The organism is Sporosarcina sp. P19 (genome assembly GCF_002743165.1).
Lineage (GTDB): Bacteria > Bacillota > Bacilli > Bacillales_A > Planococcaceae > Sporosarcina > Sporosarcina ureae.
In genome coordinates, this window is record NZ_PDYR01000006.1 from 157,490 (window position 1) to 176,486 (window position 18,997).

At 42.5% G+C, this 18,997-nt stretch carries 16 protein-coding genes and 2 riboswitches; of the genes, 7 read left to right on the top strand and 9 right to left on the bottom strand.

Features of this window, described 5'->3' with window-relative positions; genetic code table 11:
• Window positions 1-122 precede the first annotated feature (122 nt).
• Complete coding sequence (locus tag CSV74_RS08940; protein WP_029053309.1) at window positions 123-320, bottom strand: hypothetical protein; 198 nt, start codon at window positions 318-320, stop codon at window positions 123-125.
• Between the two features lie 164 nt (window positions 321-484).
• A riboswitch (SAM riboswitch) is annotated at window positions 485-596 on the top strand.
• Window positions 597-679: 83 nt separating this feature from the next.
• Between CSV74_RS08940 and CSV74_RS08945 the strand changes: the two genes are divergently transcribed.
• Both CSV74_RS08945 and metH read left to right on the top strand, forming a co-directional pair.
• Entirely contained in the window at window positions 680-2,542 is a 1,863-nt protein-coding gene (locus tag CSV74_RS08945; RefSeq protein ID WP_099691370.1) for a bifunctional homocysteine S-methyltransferase/methylenetetrahydrofolate reductase, read from the top strand.
• Window positions 2,523-5,960 carry a methionine synthase gene (gene metH, locus CSV74_RS08950; RefSeq protein WP_099691371.1) on the top strand — a complete coding sequence of 1,146 codons (3,438 nt, stop codon included), beginning with the start codon at window positions 2,523-2,525 and terminating at the stop codon, window positions 5,958-5,960. The genes CSV74_RS08945 and metH overlap by 20 nt, the downstream gene beginning before the upstream one ends.
• Before the next feature lie 107 nt (window positions 5,961-6,067).
• On the opposite strand, the gene CSV74_RS08955 is transcribed toward metH, so the two are convergent.
• A complete protein-coding gene (locus CSV74_RS08955; RefSeq protein ID WP_099691372.1) occupies window positions 6,068-6,460 on the bottom strand; it encodes a hypothetical protein in 393 nt (130 codons plus the stop codon).
• Between the two features lie 508 nt (window positions 6,461-6,968).
• On the opposite strand from CSV74_RS08955, the gene CSV74_RS08960 reads away from it, so the two are divergent.
• Window positions 6,969-7,370, top strand: a complete 402-nt coding sequence (locus CSV74_RS08960) for a thiol-disulfide oxidoreductase DCC family protein (protein WP_029053314.1) — start codon at window positions 6,969-6,971, stop codon at window positions 7,368-7,370.
• Window positions 7,371-7,474: 104 nt separating this feature from the next.
• Here the strand turns inward: CSV74_RS08960 and CSV74_RS08965 are convergent, their stop codons facing one another.
• The 3 genes from CSV74_RS08965 to CSV74_RS08975 form a co-directional block, all read right to left on the bottom strand.
• Window positions 7,475-7,831, bottom strand: coding sequence for a DUF779 domain-containing protein (locus CSV74_RS08965; protein ID WP_029053315.1), 357 nt, complete (start codon window positions 7,829-7,831; stop codon window positions 7,475-7,477).
• A gap of 42 nt (window positions 7,832-7,873) precedes the next feature.
• A complete protein-coding gene (gene adh / locus CSV74_RS08970) occupies window positions 7,874-9,415 on the bottom strand; it encodes an aldehyde dehydrogenase (protein WP_099691373.1) in 1,542 nt (513 codons plus the stop codon).
• A 586-nt stretch (window positions 9,416-10,001) separates the two neighbouring features.
• Window positions 10,002-11,198 carry a DUF3238 domain-containing protein gene (locus CSV74_RS08975; RefSeq protein WP_099691374.1) on the bottom strand — a complete coding sequence of 399 codons (1,197 nt, stop codon included), beginning with the start codon at window positions 11,196-11,198 and terminating at the stop codon, window positions 10,002-10,004.
• 191 nt (window positions 11,199-11,389) lie between these two features.
• Window positions 11,390-11,492, top strand: a riboswitch (TPP riboswitch).
• Between the two features lie 62 nt (window positions 11,493-11,554).
• On the opposite strand from CSV74_RS08975, the gene thiM reads away from it, so the two are divergent.
• From thiM to thiW, 4 genes are read left to right on the top strand one after another with little or no spacing between them, the layout of a single operon-like run.
• Window positions 11,555-12,325 (top strand): hydroxyethylthiazole kinase, encoded by a 771-nt coding sequence (thiM, locus tag CSV74_RS08980; protein WP_099691375.1) that lies wholly within the window; start codon window positions 11,555-11,557, stop codon window positions 12,323-12,325.
• A 19-nt stretch (window positions 12,326-12,344) separates the two neighbouring features.
• Window positions 12,345-13,160, top strand: a complete 816-nt coding sequence (gene thiD, locus CSV74_RS08985; protein WP_099691376.1) for a bifunctional hydroxymethylpyrimidine kinase/phosphomethylpyrimidine kinase — start codon at window positions 12,345-12,347, stop codon at window positions 13,158-13,160.
• The gene (gene thiE, locus CSV74_RS08990) at window positions 13,160-13,816 is read left to right on the top strand and encodes a thiamine phosphate synthase (protein ID WP_099691377.1); all 657 of its coding nucleotides are present in this window, start codon (window positions 13,160-13,162) and stop codon (window positions 13,814-13,816) included. The genes thiD and thiE overlap by 1 nt, the downstream gene beginning before the upstream one ends.
• A gap of 14 nt (window positions 13,817-13,830) precedes the next feature.
• Entirely contained in the window at window positions 13,831-14,319 is a 489-nt protein-coding gene (gene thiW / locus CSV74_RS08995; protein WP_099691378.1) for an energy coupling factor transporter S component ThiW, read from the top strand.
• Window positions 14,320-14,488: 169 nt separating this feature from the next.
• Here thiW and CSV74_RS09000 read toward each other — a convergent pair whose 3' ends face one another.
• From CSV74_RS09000 to desA, 4 genes are all read right to left on the bottom strand, one after another.
• Complete coding sequence (locus tag CSV74_RS09000) at window positions 14,489-15,793, bottom strand: D-serine ammonia-lyase (RefSeq protein ID WP_099691379.1); 1,305 nt, start codon at window positions 15,791-15,793, stop codon at window positions 14,489-14,491.
• Between the two features lie 43 nt (window positions 15,794-15,836).
• Window positions 15,837-16,448, bottom strand: a complete 612-nt coding sequence (locus CSV74_RS09005) for a response regulator transcription factor (protein WP_099691380.1) — start codon at window positions 16,446-16,448, stop codon at window positions 15,837-15,839.
• A 5-nt stretch (window positions 16,449-16,453) separates the two neighbouring features.
• The gene (locus CSV74_RS09010) at window positions 16,454-17,581 is read right to left on the bottom strand and encodes a sensor histidine kinase (protein WP_099691381.1); all 1,128 of its coding nucleotides are present in this window, start codon (window positions 17,579-17,581) and stop codon (window positions 16,454-16,456) included.
• Window positions 17,582-17,697: 116 nt separating this feature from the next.
• Complete coding sequence (desA, locus tag CSV74_RS09015; RefSeq protein ID WP_029053326.1) at window positions 17,698-18,744, bottom strand: Delta(5) desaturase DesA; 1,047 nt, start codon at window positions 18,742-18,744, stop codon at window positions 17,698-17,700.
• Window positions 18,745-18,997: the final 253 nt, after the last annotated feature.

Consider the following 18,997-nt stretch of genomic DNA (forward strand, 5'->3'; position numbering starts at 1 on the left):
ACCTCTTTTATATTAGTTATCATAAAAACAATAATAGTTAACACACAATATGTCAACACCTTTTATTTTATAGTTAACCCATAAAAACAAATAAAAAAAGACTGCAGCAAAATGCTGACAGCCTACTTCTTCTCATCAATCTGTTCTTCTTTTTCTTTACGAAACAAAACGCTTGAGATCAAACCACTGAATATAGCAGCCGCAATTGTAATGTACACTCGCATATCATAAGCAACTTCTTCGTAATTGCTACCTATCATAATCCAAGCAATTGTACCTACAAGAACAGCGATTGGAAATGAGTATTTAAAGAATCGCATAATTCCTCACCTTTTCGAGTTGTTTCATTGATTTTAGCATATATATCGCAATTTCTCTATGCTCTAACTCCGCACTTCGAACTTCACCAAACATTCACTTGACGATATCCAACAAAGCCGCTATGATGTGGTTAGAATAATCTAAATAATTGAATAAGAAACATATCTTATCAAGAGAAGCTGAGGGACTGGCCCTTCGACGCTTCAGCAACCAGCCATATAGGCAAGGTGCTACTTCCAGCAGTCTGTCAAATTGACACTCTGAAAAGATGAGAGGGAACTAGTCATTGAGATTACAAAGCCTTCTAATATACTTGAAGGCTTTTTTTGATTAGAAAAAGCAAAGGGGAGATGGAATTATGTCATTGCTAGATAAACTACAAACAAACGTCTTAACGGCAGATGGTGCAATGGGGACGATTTTATATTCTTACGGAATTGATTACTGTTATGAAGAACTAAACGTAGAAAAGCCTGAAATTATAGAGCAGATTCACCAAGACTACATCGCAGCCGGCGCAGATATTATACAGACGAACACTTACAGTGCAAATGCGAACAAATTAGCTCGCTACGGATTAGAAAGTCGTGTAACGGAATTCAATAAAGCGGCCATTCAAATTGCAAAACGCGCAGCAGCACCTGGGGGACAATTTGTACTCGGTACAATTGGCGGCCTGCGTGGCATACGTAAAAGCGATGCTACATTGGATGAAATAGAAAAAGTCGTACTAGAACAAGCCAATGCATTATTGGCAGGTGATCCGGATGGTCTTCTATTGGAAACATATTACGACTTTGAAGAGTTATCATCTGTTGTGACAACGTTAAAGAAAATCACGGATGTTCCATTGATCGCACAAGTTTCTATGCATGATCCCGGCGTATTACAGAATGGGCTTTCATTAAATGATGCACTTCATCAACTTGAATCTCTTGGAGCAGATATCGTAGGTGTCAACTGTCGCTTAGGCCCTTACCACACGATTCAAGCATTCGATAATGTTACATTACCGGAAAAAGCATTTTTATCCGCATATCCAAACGCCAGTCTATTAGATGTGGAAGATGGGCGTATTGTCTATGAATCAGAAGCAGAATACTTCGGACGCGCTGCTGTATTACTTCGTGATCAAGGCGTTCGGTTGATCGGTGGATGTTGCGGGACAACACCTAAGCATATTAAAGCAGCGAAAACACAGTTAGCGCGACTTGCACCTATCACAGAAAAGGTCGTACATCCGGAAAAGCCTATCGTGATTCATGAAGCGGGACCTACAAAACATCAACCTCTTCATGAAAAAGCGAAAACAGAGCGTACGGTAATTGTAGAACTAGATACACCGCGCCACTTGGAAACAGAAGATTATATCAAGGGTGCAAATGTGTTATATGACGCAGGAGTTGATGCTATAACAATGGCAGATAATTCCCTTGCTTCCCCTCGCATCAGCAACATGGCGATGGGCTCAATCGTTAAGATGAAACATAATATCCGCCCGCTTGTACATTTAACGTGCCGTGATCACAATCTTATCGGCTTACAATCACATTTGATGGGACTCGATGCATTAGGCATTCACGATATCCTAGCTGTAACAGGCGATCCGACAAAAGTTGGCGACTTCCCCGGTGCAACAAGCGTCTACGATGTATCCAGCATGGAGTTATTGCAGTTAATTAAGAAATTGAATGAAGGGATTTCGTTCTCCGGTAAGCCATTGCGCAAGAAAGCAAACTTCTCTATTTCAGCAGCTTTCAATCCGAACGTACGCGTAATTGATCGAGCTGTACAACGACTCGAGAAGAAAATTGAAGCGGGTGCAGACTATTTCATCACGCAGCCGGTATACACGAAAGAAAAGATTATCGATGTATACGAAGCCACAAAACACTTGGATACACCGATCTTCATTGGCATCATGCCATTGACAAATATACGAAATGCAGAGTTCCTGCATCACGAAGTACCAGGTATCAAGCTTTCAGAAGATGTGTTGGAAAGAATGCGTGAATGTGGAGATGACCGTGAAAAATCAACTGAAACGGGTCTTGAAATCGCAAAAGAATTGATTGATACAGCAGCGCAGTATTTTAATGGGCTGTATATCATCACACCATTCCTCCGTTACGATATGACATTAGAGTTGTATGAGTATATTAAGGAAATAGATCAGAAGAAGAAGGAGAGGGAATTAACACATGCAGAGACATCCTATTGAAGAGCAACTAGACAAACGAATCCTGATCATTGATGGTGCGATGGGGACGATGCTGCAAGCGGAAGATTTCTCAACGGAAGACTTCGGCGGAGAAGAATATGATGGATGTAACGAATACCTAAGTGTGTTACGCCCCGATGTTTTAGAGAAAATTCACGATGAATATTTAGAAGCTGGTGCTGATATCATTTGTACAAATACATTTGGTGGTACCCCCCTTGTCTTAAATGAATTTTCACTCGGTCATCGTGCAGATGAAATTAATGCAAAATCTGTGGAAATCGCGAAAAAGAGTGCAGCGAAGTTTTCTACACCAGAATGGCCACGTTTTGTCGCAGGTGCGATCGGACCTACAACAAAGACGCTTTCGGTTACAGGCGGCATTACGTTCGATGAACTATCCAATGATTTCTATGTGCAGGCAAAAGCTCTTGTAGAAGCTGGCAGTGACTTGATACTGATGGAAACGAGTCAGGATATGCTAAACGTGAAAGCCGGAACGATTGGTATTAAAAAAGCGTTCGAAGAGCTTGGACGTGAAATTCCTATCATGATATCAGGGACGATTGAGCCGATGGGTACAACACTTGCTGGACAAAGTATTGAAGCGTTCTATATTTCCATTGAACATGTCCACCCACTTTCGGTCGGCTTAAACTGTGCGACAGGTCCTGAATTCATGACGGACCATTTGCGTTCATTATCTGACTTAGCGACAAGCTATGTAACTTGTTATCCAAATGCGGGATTGCCAGATGAAGAAGGACATTATCATGAGTCTCCTGAATCTCTATCGAAAAAGCTGGAAGGCTTCGCTGAAAAAGGCTGGTTGAACATGGTTGGCGGTTGCTGCGGTACAACGCCTGATCACATTCGCGCAATTCGTGAGGCAGTAAAAGATAAGTCTCCACGCAAGATGCCGGAAAATCCTCTTGGTCATGCCATTTCAGGGATTGAACCTTTGCTTTACGACGATACATTGCGTCCGTTATTAATCGGTGAACGTACAAACGTTATCGGTTCACGTAAATTCAAACAATTAATTGTAGAAGAAAAGTTTGAAGAAGCTGCTGAAATCGCACGTGCACAAGTAAAACGTGGTGCTCACGTATTGGATATTTGTCTTGCGAACCCTGACCGTGATGAATTGTACGATATGACTCGCTTCATGAAAGAAGTCGTGAAAAAAGTCAAAGTTCCTCTCGTCATTGACTCTACAGATGAAAATGTCATTGCAGAAGCATTGAAATTCTCGCAAGGTAAAGCAATTATCAACTCTATTAACTTAGAAGATGGTGAAGAACGCTTTGACGCTGTACTTCCTTTAGTAAAAAAATATGGAGCAGCTGTCGTTGTCGGAACGATTGATGAAATTGGAATGGCGGTCACGAGGGAACGTAAGCTGGAAGTTGCGTTGCGTTCTTATGATTTACTCGTCAACAAATGGGAGATTCCGCCCGAAGATATCATTTTTGACCCACTCGTCTTCCCTGTTGGTACAGGTGATGCGCAATACATCGGATCAGCTGTAGAAACAATTGAAGGAATTCGATTAATTAAAGAAAAACTTCCACGCACCTTAACGACTCTCGGTGTCAGCAACGTATCCTTCGGGTTACCGCCTGTTGGCCGTGAAGTGTTGAATGCTGTGTACTTGTATCACTGTACACAAGCAGGTCTCGATTATGCGATTGTCAATACAGAAAAACTTGAGCGCTTTGCTTCGATTCCAGAAGCTGAAATCAAGTTGGCGAACGACTTGCTGTTTACTACAACAGACGAAACACTAGCTGATTTCACGGATTTCTATCGTGGTAAGAAAAAAGAGAAGTCCGAAGATGATATTCCGAAAACTGTGCCTGATCGTCTCGCGTACTATGTAGTAGAAGGTACGAAAGAAGGTTTAATTCCTGACCTGGAAACTGCTTTGAAAACATACGATGCACCACTTGATATCATCAATGGGCCTTTAATGAAAGGAATGGCTGAAGTTGGACATTTATTCAATGACAACCAGCTGATCGTAGCGGAAGTTCTTCAAAGTGCTGAAGTCATGAAAGCTTCTGTTTCCTACCTAGAGCAGTTCATGGATAAGAATGAAGACGATAGCGGAAAAGGTAAGATTATCCTGGCGACAGTAAAAGGTGACGTACACGATATCGGGAAAAACCTCGTAGAAATTATCTTAAGTAATAACGGATTTAAAGTGATAGACATCGGAATCAAAGTTACTCCAGCTTCATTAATTGAAGTGATCCGTAAAGAAAAACCAGACATTGTTGGCCTATCAGGTCTTCTCGTAAAGTCTGCACAGCAGATGGTGTTGACGGCACAGGACTTTAAAGCAGCAGGAATCGATACGCCAGTAATGGTTGGCGGTGCCGCTTTAACGAGACGCTTTACTGAAACGAAAATCGCACCCGAGTATGATGGCCCGGTTATTTTTGCAAAAGACGCGATGCAAGGTCTTGATTTAGCAAACCGTCTTCAAAGTACTGACAAAGGAGCGTTACTCGAAGAATTAGCGAATAGTATTGAGAAACGCGAAACGAATGATGCGATTAAAGCAAGTCGGGGTTCTACAGCAGTCGCAGTAAAGCCACGTCCTGTGAAAACGGTACGCACCGATGTGCCTGTATTTACTCCAACTGACTTACGTAGACGGGTCGTGAAAGATTACTCGGTTGCCCACCTACATCCTTATGTAAATATGCGTACTCTAATCGGTCACCACTTAGGTCTACGAGGAAATGTTGATAAAATGCTTGAAAGAAATGAAGAACGTGCAGTACAACTTCACGAGATGGTAACTGGGTTCTTGAAGTCCGATAAAATGACAGCTTCCGGTATTTATCAATTCTTCCCTGCTCAGGCAGACGGCGACGACGTAATCATTTATGATCCCGAAGATTCAACAACTGAAATTGAACGATTTACGTTCCCTCGTCAAGAAAAAGAACCGTTCCTATGCTTGGCTGATTACTTGAAAACAGTGCAAAGTGGTGAAATGGACTACGTTGCATTCATGCAAGTGACCGCTGGTAAAGGCGTTCGTGATTATGCTAATAAACTAAAGGCAGAAGGGAAATTCCTTGAAAGCCACGCATTCCAAGCAACTGCTTTGGAATTAGCAGAAGGCTTTGCTGAACGGATTCACCAAGAAATCCGTGACCAATGGGGATTCCCTGATCCAACAGACTTTACAATGCTCGAACGTTTCGCCGCCAAATATCAAGGTCAGCGATTCTCATTCGGCTACCCAGCTTGTCCAAATCTAGAAGACCAAGCTAAACTCTTCCGACTCATCAAACCGGAAGACCACGGCGTCGTCCTAACCGAAGAATTCATGATGGAACCAGAAGCATCCGTATCAGCCATCGTCTTCGCGCATCCTGACGCACGATACTTTAATGCATGATTCAAATGCTGAAAGCGCCGTGTAGACTCGACAGGCGTTGGAGAAATAAACAAAATCCGCTATCTCTAGTATTTCAGAGATAGCGGATTTTTCATAATGAAAACGGATTAACGGCATCTTCTGCGGCGGTGACAGCCTCCTCCACCCCACATGCCTCCCTGGCCTGGTCCAAATCCTGGTCCCATTCCCGGTCCTCTTCCTGGCATAATAGTAGAGCCCATAACGTTTTCAGTAGTTTCTGTATAGTAGTGCTGTGGCACACCGACTACGTGGTGTCGATTCACATTCACGATCGGATGAATAAATGGCATTTCCTGTTTAGTGAAGCAATCGTTAAAGCGGTACTGTGGCGGGCAAAACACGGGTTGGAAACCTTGCTGCTGTCCGCCTGGCATACCTTGCTGACCATGCATTCCATGATGATGATGATGTTGTTGTTGTTGGTGTCCCCACCCTTGCTGATGATGTCCGCCTGACATTCCACAATGTCCTTGATTCATTTCTCCACCTCCTTATACCCTATTACATGCGAGCTAACCAATTTGTTACGGGCTACCGCCATAGGATAGTAAAAAATAAAAAGCAATGTTCCATATCCACTTAGATAAAGAACATTGCTGTATTTAGGATAGTCTAGTTAGAATTCACAACGTCTAGGTATAGAAGGCTTCTCATACCCTAGACTATTTTCAATCGATTCCAGCTTCCTTACAATACTTTCACGCTCAGTTGATGCGTTGCGGATCAGAGAACCTTTGCCTACCATATTCTCAGAGCGTAAAAAGTCAGAGTCACAACGCAACTCAGCTCAGCTGGATGAATGTATTGACGTTCCATCCTTTTTCACCCTTTTTTCTTAATATAATACACAAGACTGAACCACCTAATCACCTTCTATTTTATGCGAATTACTGAATCAATTAAATTCTTCTGTTTATTGAGGATGAGTGAAGTTAACGCTATGTGGGTATAGTACGATATCACCTATTTTCGAAGGAGAGAATAAATATGGAACGAAATAGAATTATACTATTTGATGGCGAATGTAATTTCTGTGACGCAAGCGTGCAATTTATTATTAAACGTGACCCGTACAAACACTTTTCATTCGCTTCCTTACAAGATGATGTGGGTAGAAAATTTCGTAAAGACTATCAAATTCCCGATAACGTAGATAGCTTAGTATTGATAGAAAATGAAAAAGCCTATACAAAGTCAGGCGCAGCTTTACGTATCGCAAAAAAACTGGATGGTTTATGGCACTTGGCATTTCTATTCGTAATCATCCCACCAGCAATCCGCGATATCGCCTACGACTATATTGCAAAGAACCGATATAAATGGTTTGGCAAAAAGGAGTTATCCTGCATGTTACCTTCACCTGAAGAACGTAAACGTTTTATCTCGTAAAGATTTTAACTATATATCCAAGTATGATAAAAAGACTGAAAACAAGCTCCCATGTTTCTGGAGCTGCTTTCAGTCCCAGCCTCCCTATTTACGGAAGGCTTTTTTCATGAAGTTAATTCCTTATATTCTTCGTCAGTGAAAGCACGGGATCTGGTTAAGAAACGTTTCCCTTCTACTCCTTCGAGCGAAAACATTCCACCACGTCCATCTACCACGTCAATGATTAACTGCGTGTGCTTCCAATACTCAAACTGACTTTTCATCATATAGAACGGCATGCCGCCGATATGCCCAAGCAATACATCTTGATTGCCAATAATTAGATCTCCATCTTCGTAACACATCGGAGAAGATCCATCACAGCAACCGCCGGACTGATGAAACATCAAAAGACCGTGCTTATCTTTTAACAACTCTATAAGGGCCAACGCTTCTTCTGTTGCGACTACTCGATCTGGCATAGGAATTCCCCCATTCACTTTGGATCCTCCAGACAGATTCGATCAAAAGAATCCTTGTTTGCTTTCGTCATAGCTAACTAGCATGTTCTTTGTCTGCTGATAATGTGCCAGCATTTGCAAGTGGTTTTCACGTCCGATACCCGAAGCTTTGTAGCCACCGAAAGCAGAATGTGCAGGATATGCATGATAGCAGTTCGTCCATACACGCCCTGCCTGAATTCCGCGACCGAAGCGGTACGCCGTATTCATATCACGCGTCCATACACCTGAACCCAACCCATATAATGTGTCGTTTGCAATTTCTAGCGCTTCTTCTTTGTCTTTAAATGTCGTAACTGCTACTACAGGACCAAAGATCTCTTCTTGGAAGATCCTCATTTTATTATGTCCTTTAAATACAGTTGGCTTCACATAATAACCCTCTGCAAGATCACCTTCAAGTTTGTTCTGCTCTCCACCCGTCAGACACTCTGCGCCTTCTTGTTTTCCGATATCCAAGTAGGAAAGAATTTTCTCTAGTTGCTCAGTAGATGCCTGAGCACCCATCATGACCGTTGGATCCAATGGATTTCCTGTCTTAATCGCTTTAACACGCTCCAGTGCGCGTTCCATGAACTTATCGTAAATGGATTCCTGAATTAATGCACGGGACGGACATGTACAGACCTCTCCTTGGTTTAATGCGAACATAACAAAACCTTCAACTGCTTTATCAAGGAATGCATCATCTTCCGCCATTACATCTTCAAAGAAAATGTTCGGGGATTTCCCGCCCAGTTCCAATGTAACCGGAATCAAGTTTTGAGAAGCATACTGCATGATCAGACGACCTGTTGTCGTCTCCCCCGTGAAGGCAATCTTATTAATGCGCGGATTGGATGCTAGTGGTTTTCCTGCTTCCAGTCCGAAACCGTTGACTACGTTCAGAACACCTGCTGGCAGTAAGTCTTCGATTAATTCAACCAATACCAAAATAGATGCAGGTGTTTGCTCAGCTGGTTTTAACACGATACAGTTACCTGCAGCCAATGCCGGAGCAAGTTTCCATACTGCCATCAGTATCGGGAAATTCCAAGGAATAATCTGACCTACAACCCCTAATGGTTCATGGAAGTGGTAGGCTACTGTGTCGTTATCGATTTGGCTAACTCCACCTTCTTGCGCACGAATTGCAGAAGCAAAGTATCTGAAATGATCTACTGCAAGCGGAAGATCGGCGTTCAATGTTTCACGGACAGCTTTACCATTATCCCATGTTTCAGCTACAGCTAGCATTTCTAAATTCTCTTCAATACGATCGGCAATCTTCAGCAAAATATTTGAACGTTCAGTGACTGATGTTTTTCCCCATGCATCTTTTGCTGCATGAGCTGCATCCAGAGCCAATTCTATGTCTTCTTCCGTAGATCTCGCCACCTGGGTAAATACCTTACCTGTAACTGGCGTTGAATTATCGAAATACTGGCCTTTTACGGGTGCCGTCCACTTGCCACCGATGAAGTTATCATAGCGTTCTTTGAACTGAACCTTGGAACCTTCTGTATTTGGATTTGCGTAAACTAGATTTTCTGAAGCTTGTACCATACTGCGTCACACTCCCTGTTCTCATTATTTTGCTTGTATCTCAGCGCAATCATTATGCACGCAAAGCTATTATACGAAACGTAGTTTCACTTTATTCCTGATTTGTACGCTTTCATAAGCTACCTTTTATTCTAAACTATTTAGTAAGCGCTTTCAACCAAATGCTATTATAAATCAATCGATTCATAGAGTCCAATATTACCGTTCTACTTTAATTCATGATAAAGATTATTAAACTGCACATTTTAGGTAATGCTAAGAGAAAGTACTTTAGTGGAAAGGGGTTTTTATGAATCAAAAGAGCTCTATCAGCGTCCCGCAAGTCATACTTTTATCCATGACGGTTATTGGACTGAAAAATCATGTAACAATTATCTCTTCACTGCTGGAGGGTGCTCAAAGAGATGGTTGGATATCAGTCAATAATTGCGTTTCTTGCTTTATTCCCCTTTATCTTTCTCTTTATCTATCTACAAAAAGTCCGAACGGAAACATTTGATAGAAAAGGGTTTTCAAGAAACGATCAAATAGAATGGCATAGTTAAATGAACGGCCGCAATCTACTATGGATTGCGGCCGTTCATTGTTAATTACACGTCATATAACGCCAATAATTATCTCCGAGCACACCCGACAAATACGCCAACCCTTCACTTTCAGTACGATGCACGGAGCGCCAATCCTCGTCATCAAGTGCTAAATAAATTTCATGGTGAGGCGCATCATTATGATAGCCAACCAGGTCTAGATTCCCTTGCTGATCCAAATGGGCTTTCACTTCATAATGAATAGGCGGTGAAGCGGTTAGTGGATTGCCCACGTCATGGTTGATTGCAAAATGTACTTCGGTCGAGCTTCCTTCCAACCTCTCGATTTCTATACCGTCTACAGAAGCATGGTCATGACGTTTATACCGTTTCATATAATTCAATCCAATTGAGGGTCCAGTTGCTTTCGTAAATTGCAGTGCGCTGTCTCCTCCAATAAACTTTCCTTCTATATCGACACGGGTGCGGAAGCTTTTTCCTTCTGGATTGAAGTCCCGATCATCCCCTGTAAAGTATGGGATCGGTGAAAAGAGATTCGGATTTTTTATGATATCTTCCTTTAAAAATGTTGTATAGCGGAACTTCCATTGCTTCACTTCATTTATTTTTTCCCTGTCAGCCACCGGTTTTAGTAATCGATCCCGTTGCTTAACACGGACGGAAAAAGTATAAACTTCTTCTGTTGGTTTATTGTCAGGATCTGGGGGCATAATCACTTCATACACTTTAGATGCAATCGATTTACTGACATTCATTTTCTGATTGCTGTCAATCAACGGGCGCGTTGCCGAAACACTGTATACCACCGGCTCCGAAGAATCCGTCTGCCGATCAATAAAACGATTATCAGTAATTGTCTCGAGGTATTGACCGTTACGGTAAATATCGAACTTCTCCACATCCTTAATCCACTCCCATGACAATGCAATTTGCGATGAAGCAGCAATCGTTGTAATTACTAAGCGTTGTAAAGGATGTTCATCTTTCTGTACTTCTGTCAGGGCTGATGTTTGGATAACAATTACATTTTGAACTCGTCCTTCTTCCACTCGTTCCACTGTATATTGGAAGGGATGTGACGGATCCAGCTCCCCGTCCGTAAACTTCGGGGCTGTCCCTTCGTATACTTGCCGATCATCTTTATAGACACGGTAATAACCACCTATATCACTCCATGTAAACGTTATATCACCCAACGAATGATCCATCTGTTGAATTTCGAATAATTTCTCCATTTGCGATCTGCTCCCTTTTATCTATTTCATCTGAAACAGTTATACGCCTTCAGATAATTATGTAACATTCAGCATATAGTTATACCTGTTCTTCTATGCGCAATCTCTCATTTTCACTTACTTCCACCTCGTTATACCAGTATTATTTCAACCTTTTTCATGTATATGATATAATGAGCTCGTCTGATACATTCCACCACTAGGGGTGCCTTCTTTTTGGCTGAGATGCAATTATGCAAACCCTTTGAACCTGATCTAGTACATACTAGCGGAGGAAAGTGGGTAGTTTTTATACCCAACCGCCCATCTATGCATGGGCTTTTTGTATATATACCTTTAATGGGAGGAAGAGAAACATGCAACTTATTCAACAACTTCGTCAAAGGCAACCGCTCGTTCATTGCATCACAAATTTTGTAGTCGCGAATTTCCAAGCAAATGGCTTACTTGCACTAGGTGCTTCTCCCGTTATGGCGGATGCAGTAGAAGAAGCAGAAGATATCGCAAGAATTGCAGATTGTAGTATTTTAAATATCGGTACGTTAAAACAACAGACAGTGGATGCAATGATTTTAGCGGGAAACAGTGCCCGCGCAGCAGGAAAACCTGTCGTACTAGACCCTGTTGGTGCAGGTGCCACACCTTTTCGTAAAGCTAGCGTCCTAAAAGTACTGGACGAAGTAGATATCACACTGATTCGCTGTAATACAGGCGAACTAGCTGCGATTGCAGATATACCCTGGGCCGCGAAGGGTGTCGATGCAGGAGAAGGTTCAGCAGACATCGAGGATATAGCAAAAAAGACTGCACGCAAGTACAACTGTCTGGTAGCAGTTTCAGGTGAAGTCGATATTGTTACGGACGGACATTCTAAACTATCTATTACAGGCGGTCACCCCATGATGACTACCATTACAGGTATGGGATGTTTACTCAGCTCTGTTACAGGTGCTTTTCTTGCCGTAGGAATGGAACGTCCGCTAGAAGCTGTGGCAGACGCACTTTCATTTTATAAACGAGCTGGTGAACAAACAGCAAAAACTTCAAGTGGCCCCGGAGACTTTGCTGTGAACTTCTTAAATACATTACATACATTGGATCGCGAATCAAAAACATTTTCAGCATAATAGACAGGAGGTTTTTTAATTGACAGTACAAGTAGCATTGACCATTGCTGGTTCGGATAGCGGAGGAGGTGCAGGAATTCAGGCTGACTTAAAGACGTTTCAGGAGCTAGGCGTATTTGGAACTTCTGCACTAACTGCAGTGACTGCTCAGAACACGCACGGTGTTCACGGTGTTTATCCAATACAGACCGACGGGGTCATAACACAAATACGGGCTGTGCTTGATGATTTTGATGTAAAAGCATGTAAAACCGGAATGCTGTTTTCGGCTGATATTATTACTGAAGTAGCTGCGCTATTAAAAGAATACCCCCCAATTCCTTTAGTCATTGACCCTGTCATGATTGCAAAGGGTGGACAATCTTTATTGCAACAGCAGGCGATTCAAGCACTGAAGGAACACTTACTACCGCTGGCGACGATTGTGACACCAAATATTCCTGAAGCGGAAGTGCTGACCGGAATGAAAATACAGACAGACGAAGACATTCAGCAAGCTGCAACTGCTTTTATTAAGATGGGAGCGAAAGCTGTCGTGATGAAAGGCGGTCACCGTAGCGATGTACTGGATGCAAAGGATTATTATGCCGATGCAGAAGGTCAGTCATTCACCGTGACAACACCTTGGATCCAAACTAAAGACACACATGGAACTGGATGCACATTTGCGGCTGCACTGACCAGTTTCCTGGCAAAAGGCTATTCCATTCCGGATGCAGTTGCCGAAGCGAAGCAATTCATACAGGCTGCGATTGAAAACGGCTTGAAGATCGGTTCAGGACACGGACCGACAAATCACTGGGCATATGGTCAGCTGAAAAAGGAGATGCATTGATGCGAAATATGGAAGTAAAGAAAGCATTACGCTTATATTTTGTAATGGGCACGCCAAACTCAGGAAGTCAGGATCCATTAGCAATAGTAGAGGCAGCTCTTCGCGGTGGTATCACATGTTTTCAATTGCGTGAGAAAGGATCGAACGCACTTGAAGGCGACGCTTTGCTCGGATTCGCCAAAAAGTGTCAGGCGCTCTGCAGACTGTATCGCGTTCCTTTCATCATCAATGACGATGTGGATCTGGCATTAGCAATTAATGCAGACGGAGTTCATGTAGGACAAGATGACGAACAGGCAGACAGCGTGCGGCAGCGAATTGGTCCGGATAAATGGCTCGGAGTTTCGACTCACAACGCACAAGAAGTACAACTCGCACAATCCATTGGGGCGGATTATGTAGGACTAGGGCCTATCTATCCGACTTCAACCAAACTGGATGCTTCAGCCGTTGTAGGTACCACTCTGGTAAAAGAAATTCACACTGCATTCCCTGATATGCCAATAGTTGCTATAGGTGGTATTACACTGGCTACTACTGGCTCCATTATCCAAGCGGGAGCAGACGGTGTAGCCGTTGTTTCCGCTATCGCATCGGCTAAAGATCCACAGTATGCGGCAAGTGATTTATCAAAAACCATTCACTCCTTGTTGTAATGAAAGAGGTCCGTATGAATACACGTAAAATGATGTTCATGACAATGTTTGTCGCAATTGCAGTTGCCGGCTCTGCATTCGTTTCATTTCCTGCTGGTATCGCCAGAGCATACCCCATACAGCATGCTGTGAATGTCATAGTAGCGATTGTAATGGGTCCGGGCGCCGCCGTCATAGTAGCGTTTATGACAGGACTCGTACGTGTACTAACAGGAACCGGCTCACTGCTCGCATTTCCAGGCGGGATGATCGGTGCATTTTTTGCCGGCGTATTCTATCAGCGTTTCAAAAGAAATTGGTGTGCAGGCATTGGGGAGATAATCGGTACTGGTTTGATAGCGCCTTTGTTTGCAGTGCCTTATGCAAAAATTTTGATGGGCACGACCGTAACCGCTTTCTTCTTCCTCCCCCCTTTTCTTGTATCGACAGTGAGTGGAACAATTATCGGCCTATTGTTGGCTCCAAGACTTTTGAAATTGAAGATTTTTAAAGATTTACAGTAAGACCATGATGTAAAACGATGTGGTGGGCATCAGTATTAAGGTCAGATTTGCACTCTGGAACGTCAATCAATGATGTCTTCCCACTTCCAGATCATACGCTCTAAATTGTAAAATCCGCAGAGATTATTCTCTACGGATCTTTTGTCGATTTCCCGGGAAATAGTGGGTATTATTTCCTCATATGATTATAATAGCCCTTCATTTCGTCTTCAGGCACCATATTTCCACCCGTTCCCCATACGAGATGCGTCGCGTCTTTAAAGTCAGCAAACGGCAATTTAGACTTAATCCCATGGACAGGCCCTATCATACCAGCAAGTGCTGAAGGTTCCAGCCAGATGTCCTCACTGTCGGCCAGCTCTTTCAATAGCGTGAATAATGTCTGATCTTCTACCGTATAGCATCCTGTCAGGAAAGGTTCCATCGTTTTTCCGACAAATGCAGAAGCTGTACCGACTGCTAAACCATCAGCCGCAGTTTTATTATCCAGGCCAAAGTCTGCAACCGAGACTTGGTCATGCATTCCTGTCATCATTCCAATCATCATGCACGGTGAGTGTGTCGGCTCAGCGAAGAAGCAATGTACATGATCGCCTAATGCCAGTTTTAATCCGAATGCCACGCCGCCTGGTCCGCCGCCTACGCCGCAAGGTAAATAGACGAATAATGGATGCGCTTCATCGACAGTAATATTCTGCTCTTTCAATTGCGCTGCAACACGTTCCCCTGCCACTGCATACCCCATGAATAAATCCGTAGAGTTTTCATCGTCCACAAAATGACAAGACGGATCAGCCTCTGCCTGACGCCGGCCTTCTTCTACTGCCTTACTGTAATCATCGATATACTCCACTACATGTACGCCTTTTGAGCGCAGTAAATCCTTTTTCCATTGTTTGGCGTCAGCTGACATATGCACCGTTACATCGAAGCCAAGTTTCGCACTCATAATGCCAATACTCAATCCCAGATTCCCCGTCGAGCCTACTGCGATTTTGTGCTTCGCAAACAACTCACGGAATGCCGGTGTATCGAATTGGCTGTAGTCTTTTGCGTAATCTAGCAACTGGCTATTTATCGCAAGTGTCTCTGCATGCTTCAACACTTCATAAATACCTCCGCGCGCTTTGATTGAACCGGAGATTGGCAACGCATTATCCTGTTTTAATAAAAGCCTGCCTGGAATATTGACAGCATACACTGTTTCAAGTTCTTGCTTCATCTTTGGAATCGGTGTCAATGGGGATTCTATGATACCTTTATCCGTGTCCGGAAAGACTTTCGCCAAATAGGGAGCGAATCTCTCCAGTCGATCGCTGGCGTCTGCTATATCGTCTTTTGATAGATTCGTCTTCAACAGACCGGCTACTACCGGTTCGACGAGAGGGTTACACCATATTACTTCCTTTTTCTTGATCACACTTTGTAATAAAGGTAGCTTTACAAGCCACTCACTTTGCGTGATTTTATCCACTAATCAATCACTCCCCTGTTATGAATGTATGCCTGAGTAGATGTCATTCGAACCAGCCTTTTTCATTGAATAACGTAATAGCCTCAATACGATTACGCACACCAAGTTTATCCAGTATCGTGGAGACATAATTACGGACAGTACCTGGTGACAAAAACAGTTCAGCCGCAATCTGTTTCGTAGTCTTCCCTTCCGATACCAGTTTAAGTACCTGGACTTCCCGCTCAGTCAATGGATTCTTCTCTTCTTCTTTCATATCAAATGCCATGTCGATTAATTCTGGCGCATAAATTCGACGTCCTTCAATAATAGAATGAATCGATTTCACCAGCTCTTCGATCGGATTATCTTTCAGCAAATATCCACGAACACCTGCATTACGAGCTCGTTCGAAATAACCCGCTCTAGCAAACGTCGTTAAAATAATAATTCCGCATTCCATATCTTGTAATTCTTCCGCTGCATCCAAACCGGTTTTAATCGGCATTTCAATATCCATTATACAAATATCAGGCTGAAGACTTTTGACCAAATCCACGGCCTCCTGACCATTTTTGGCCATTCCTACTACTTCCATATCTTCTTCCAGGTTCAACAACGACCCTAGCGCACCGAGCAGCATTCCTTGATCTTCTGCAATTACAATGCGGATCATAAACGTTACCCCTCCTTTATTTGCTTTAGAACAGCAGGTACCACGATTTTCAGATGAGTCCCATTGTCACTTTTTATCGACAGTTTACCGTTGATGAACTCCAATCGTTCCTTCATACCATCGAGCCCGTTACCTGGTAAATTCACGCCATTTTGCGCGATACCAATTCCGTTGTCGTTTATTCTAATTACAAATGCTTTTTCTGTTTGTTCAAATTTGATACAGCACTGCTTTGCATAGCTGTGCCTCACTACGTTATTGATTGCTTCTTTCAAACACATGACGAGCACATTTTCTACAATGGGAGACACGTCGGGGAAATTCGGATTACCTTCTATATCCACTTCAATTTCAGCTGCCTTCAGCATTTGTTGGACGCGCACCATCTCATCTTTAAGCTTCACACGTCGCATACCACTGACGAGAACTCGTACTTCTTTTAATGCTGTCGTAGAGATTTGACGTATATCTTGAATCTCAGCTTTTGCCGACTCGATATCCCGATCCATCAATCGAGAAGCCAAGTCACTCTTTAAGCCAATCATGGATAACTTTTGCCCAAGCGTATCATGGAGATCTCGTGCAATACGCTCACGCTCTTGAATGATCATCAGTTCAGATATCCGTTCCCTTGCAATCTCCAACTGATCTTGAAGTAGGTCCCGTTTTTGACGATTGTACAAATTAAAAGGCAATAATACTACACCGATCACCGTGATAATAACAAAGTGGATTTGCGGTAAAAACAATTCAATCTCAAGAAAAAACCCTGCAACAATCGCTGCGATTAAGATCGCAATATGTAATCCATAAATAATAAAAAAGCCTACTGGTCTTCTGATATTTCCAATAGAGAACGCAATAAACAGTGACAGATAAACGTAACCAAATAACAATGTCATCACGACCGTAATGACAATTTCAAAACTGATCCACATATACATGAGACCGCTTTTGGACTTGGCGGAAAAATAATACGAAAGGAAAAATAACACTAATAACATGATGCCTATTGCTAAATTAAATGGAGATGCACTTCGTAAAATAAAAAAGAAAGGTAAGATACAAAATACAACCCAAGCATAAATACTGAGCCATGGGCTTTTAGGGAAAATACTATACCAACTATACATCAGTTCTCATCGCCGTCCTTTTCATTCTATTGTAACAAACATTTTCTTTGCTAGCTCTTTAGAGACATATGGACAAAATAAAAAGGCGGAGAAGGATTGCTCCTTCTCTCGCCAATTTAAGATAAACGTGTACGTTTTGGTTTTAAATCAATTGACAACTTATCTTTAAATGAATATTGTTTTGCTTCTTTGAATGTGATGAATTTTTTATTAGTTGGATCATACAAGCGGTAACGTAATGATTCAAAACTAGTTTTCAATGTAATCGTTGTAGCTTTTTGCAATGGCGGAGTCAATTCATGCGCCATTTCCAAGTTATAGTTTGGTACACGTGGTGCCAAGTGGTGTACGTGGTGGAATCCGATATTACCTGTTGCCCATTGTAAAACACGTGGCAACTGATAGTATGAACTTCCTTCAACTGCTGCTTTAACATAATCCCAATCAGATTCTTCTTCAAAATAAGAGTCTTCGAATGTATGTTGGATGTAGAACAACCAAATACCAAGGGCACCAGCTGTGAACATCATAGTACCTTGGATTAGCAAGAAGGCTTTCCAACCAATCGCTACGATTAATACTGTATATACTGCAACTAAAATAATGTTAATTAAATACGTATTCATACGCTCTTTCTTACGCGCGTCTTTACGGTTAAAACGACCTGAGATCAGTACCAAGTATAATGGTCCAAATCCAAACAACACAATAGGGTTACGGTAAACACGGTAGCTGAAACGCTCGAACTTCGAGGCATTTTTGTACTCTTCCACAGTCATGACCCAGATATCTCCAACACCGCGTTTGTCTAGGTTTGAACTAGTTGCGTGGTGAATCGAGTGCTCTCTTTTCCATTTTTCATATGGGAATAATGTTAAGACGCCAGTAATTGTTCCTACAATGCTATTCGCTTTTTTATTGCGGAAGAATGAACCGTGCGTACAGTCATGAAAGATGATGAATGTGCGAACTACGAAGAACGCCGCAACGATTGACAACGCAACCGTTAATGTGACAGATACACTCAAGCTTTGGTAAGCCAGGAACCATAAGATGAATATTGGCGGTATTGTATTAATCATTTGAACGATACTCTTTTTCAAATCGGACTTCGCGAAAGGCGCGACGTCTTTATGCAGTTGCTTCGTTTGTTCTTTACTCATGTTTGAATTTCCCTCCTATTGGGTTTGCTAGTACATTAAGAATAACTTGTATTCAGTAGGAGGGGTAGACATAGATGTCATGACTTTGAGATGACAAATGTCATATGTTTTGGGACAAGTAGTCATATTACAATATGCGTTGTAAGAGATACGTTGTGCTCGACTGGTTGTTGGGAACTGAAGTTAGTGCGTTTCTGCTTTCTGAACCCGCACAGGCACGTGGGGGATTGCCTACAGCCAGGAGCCAGCTGGC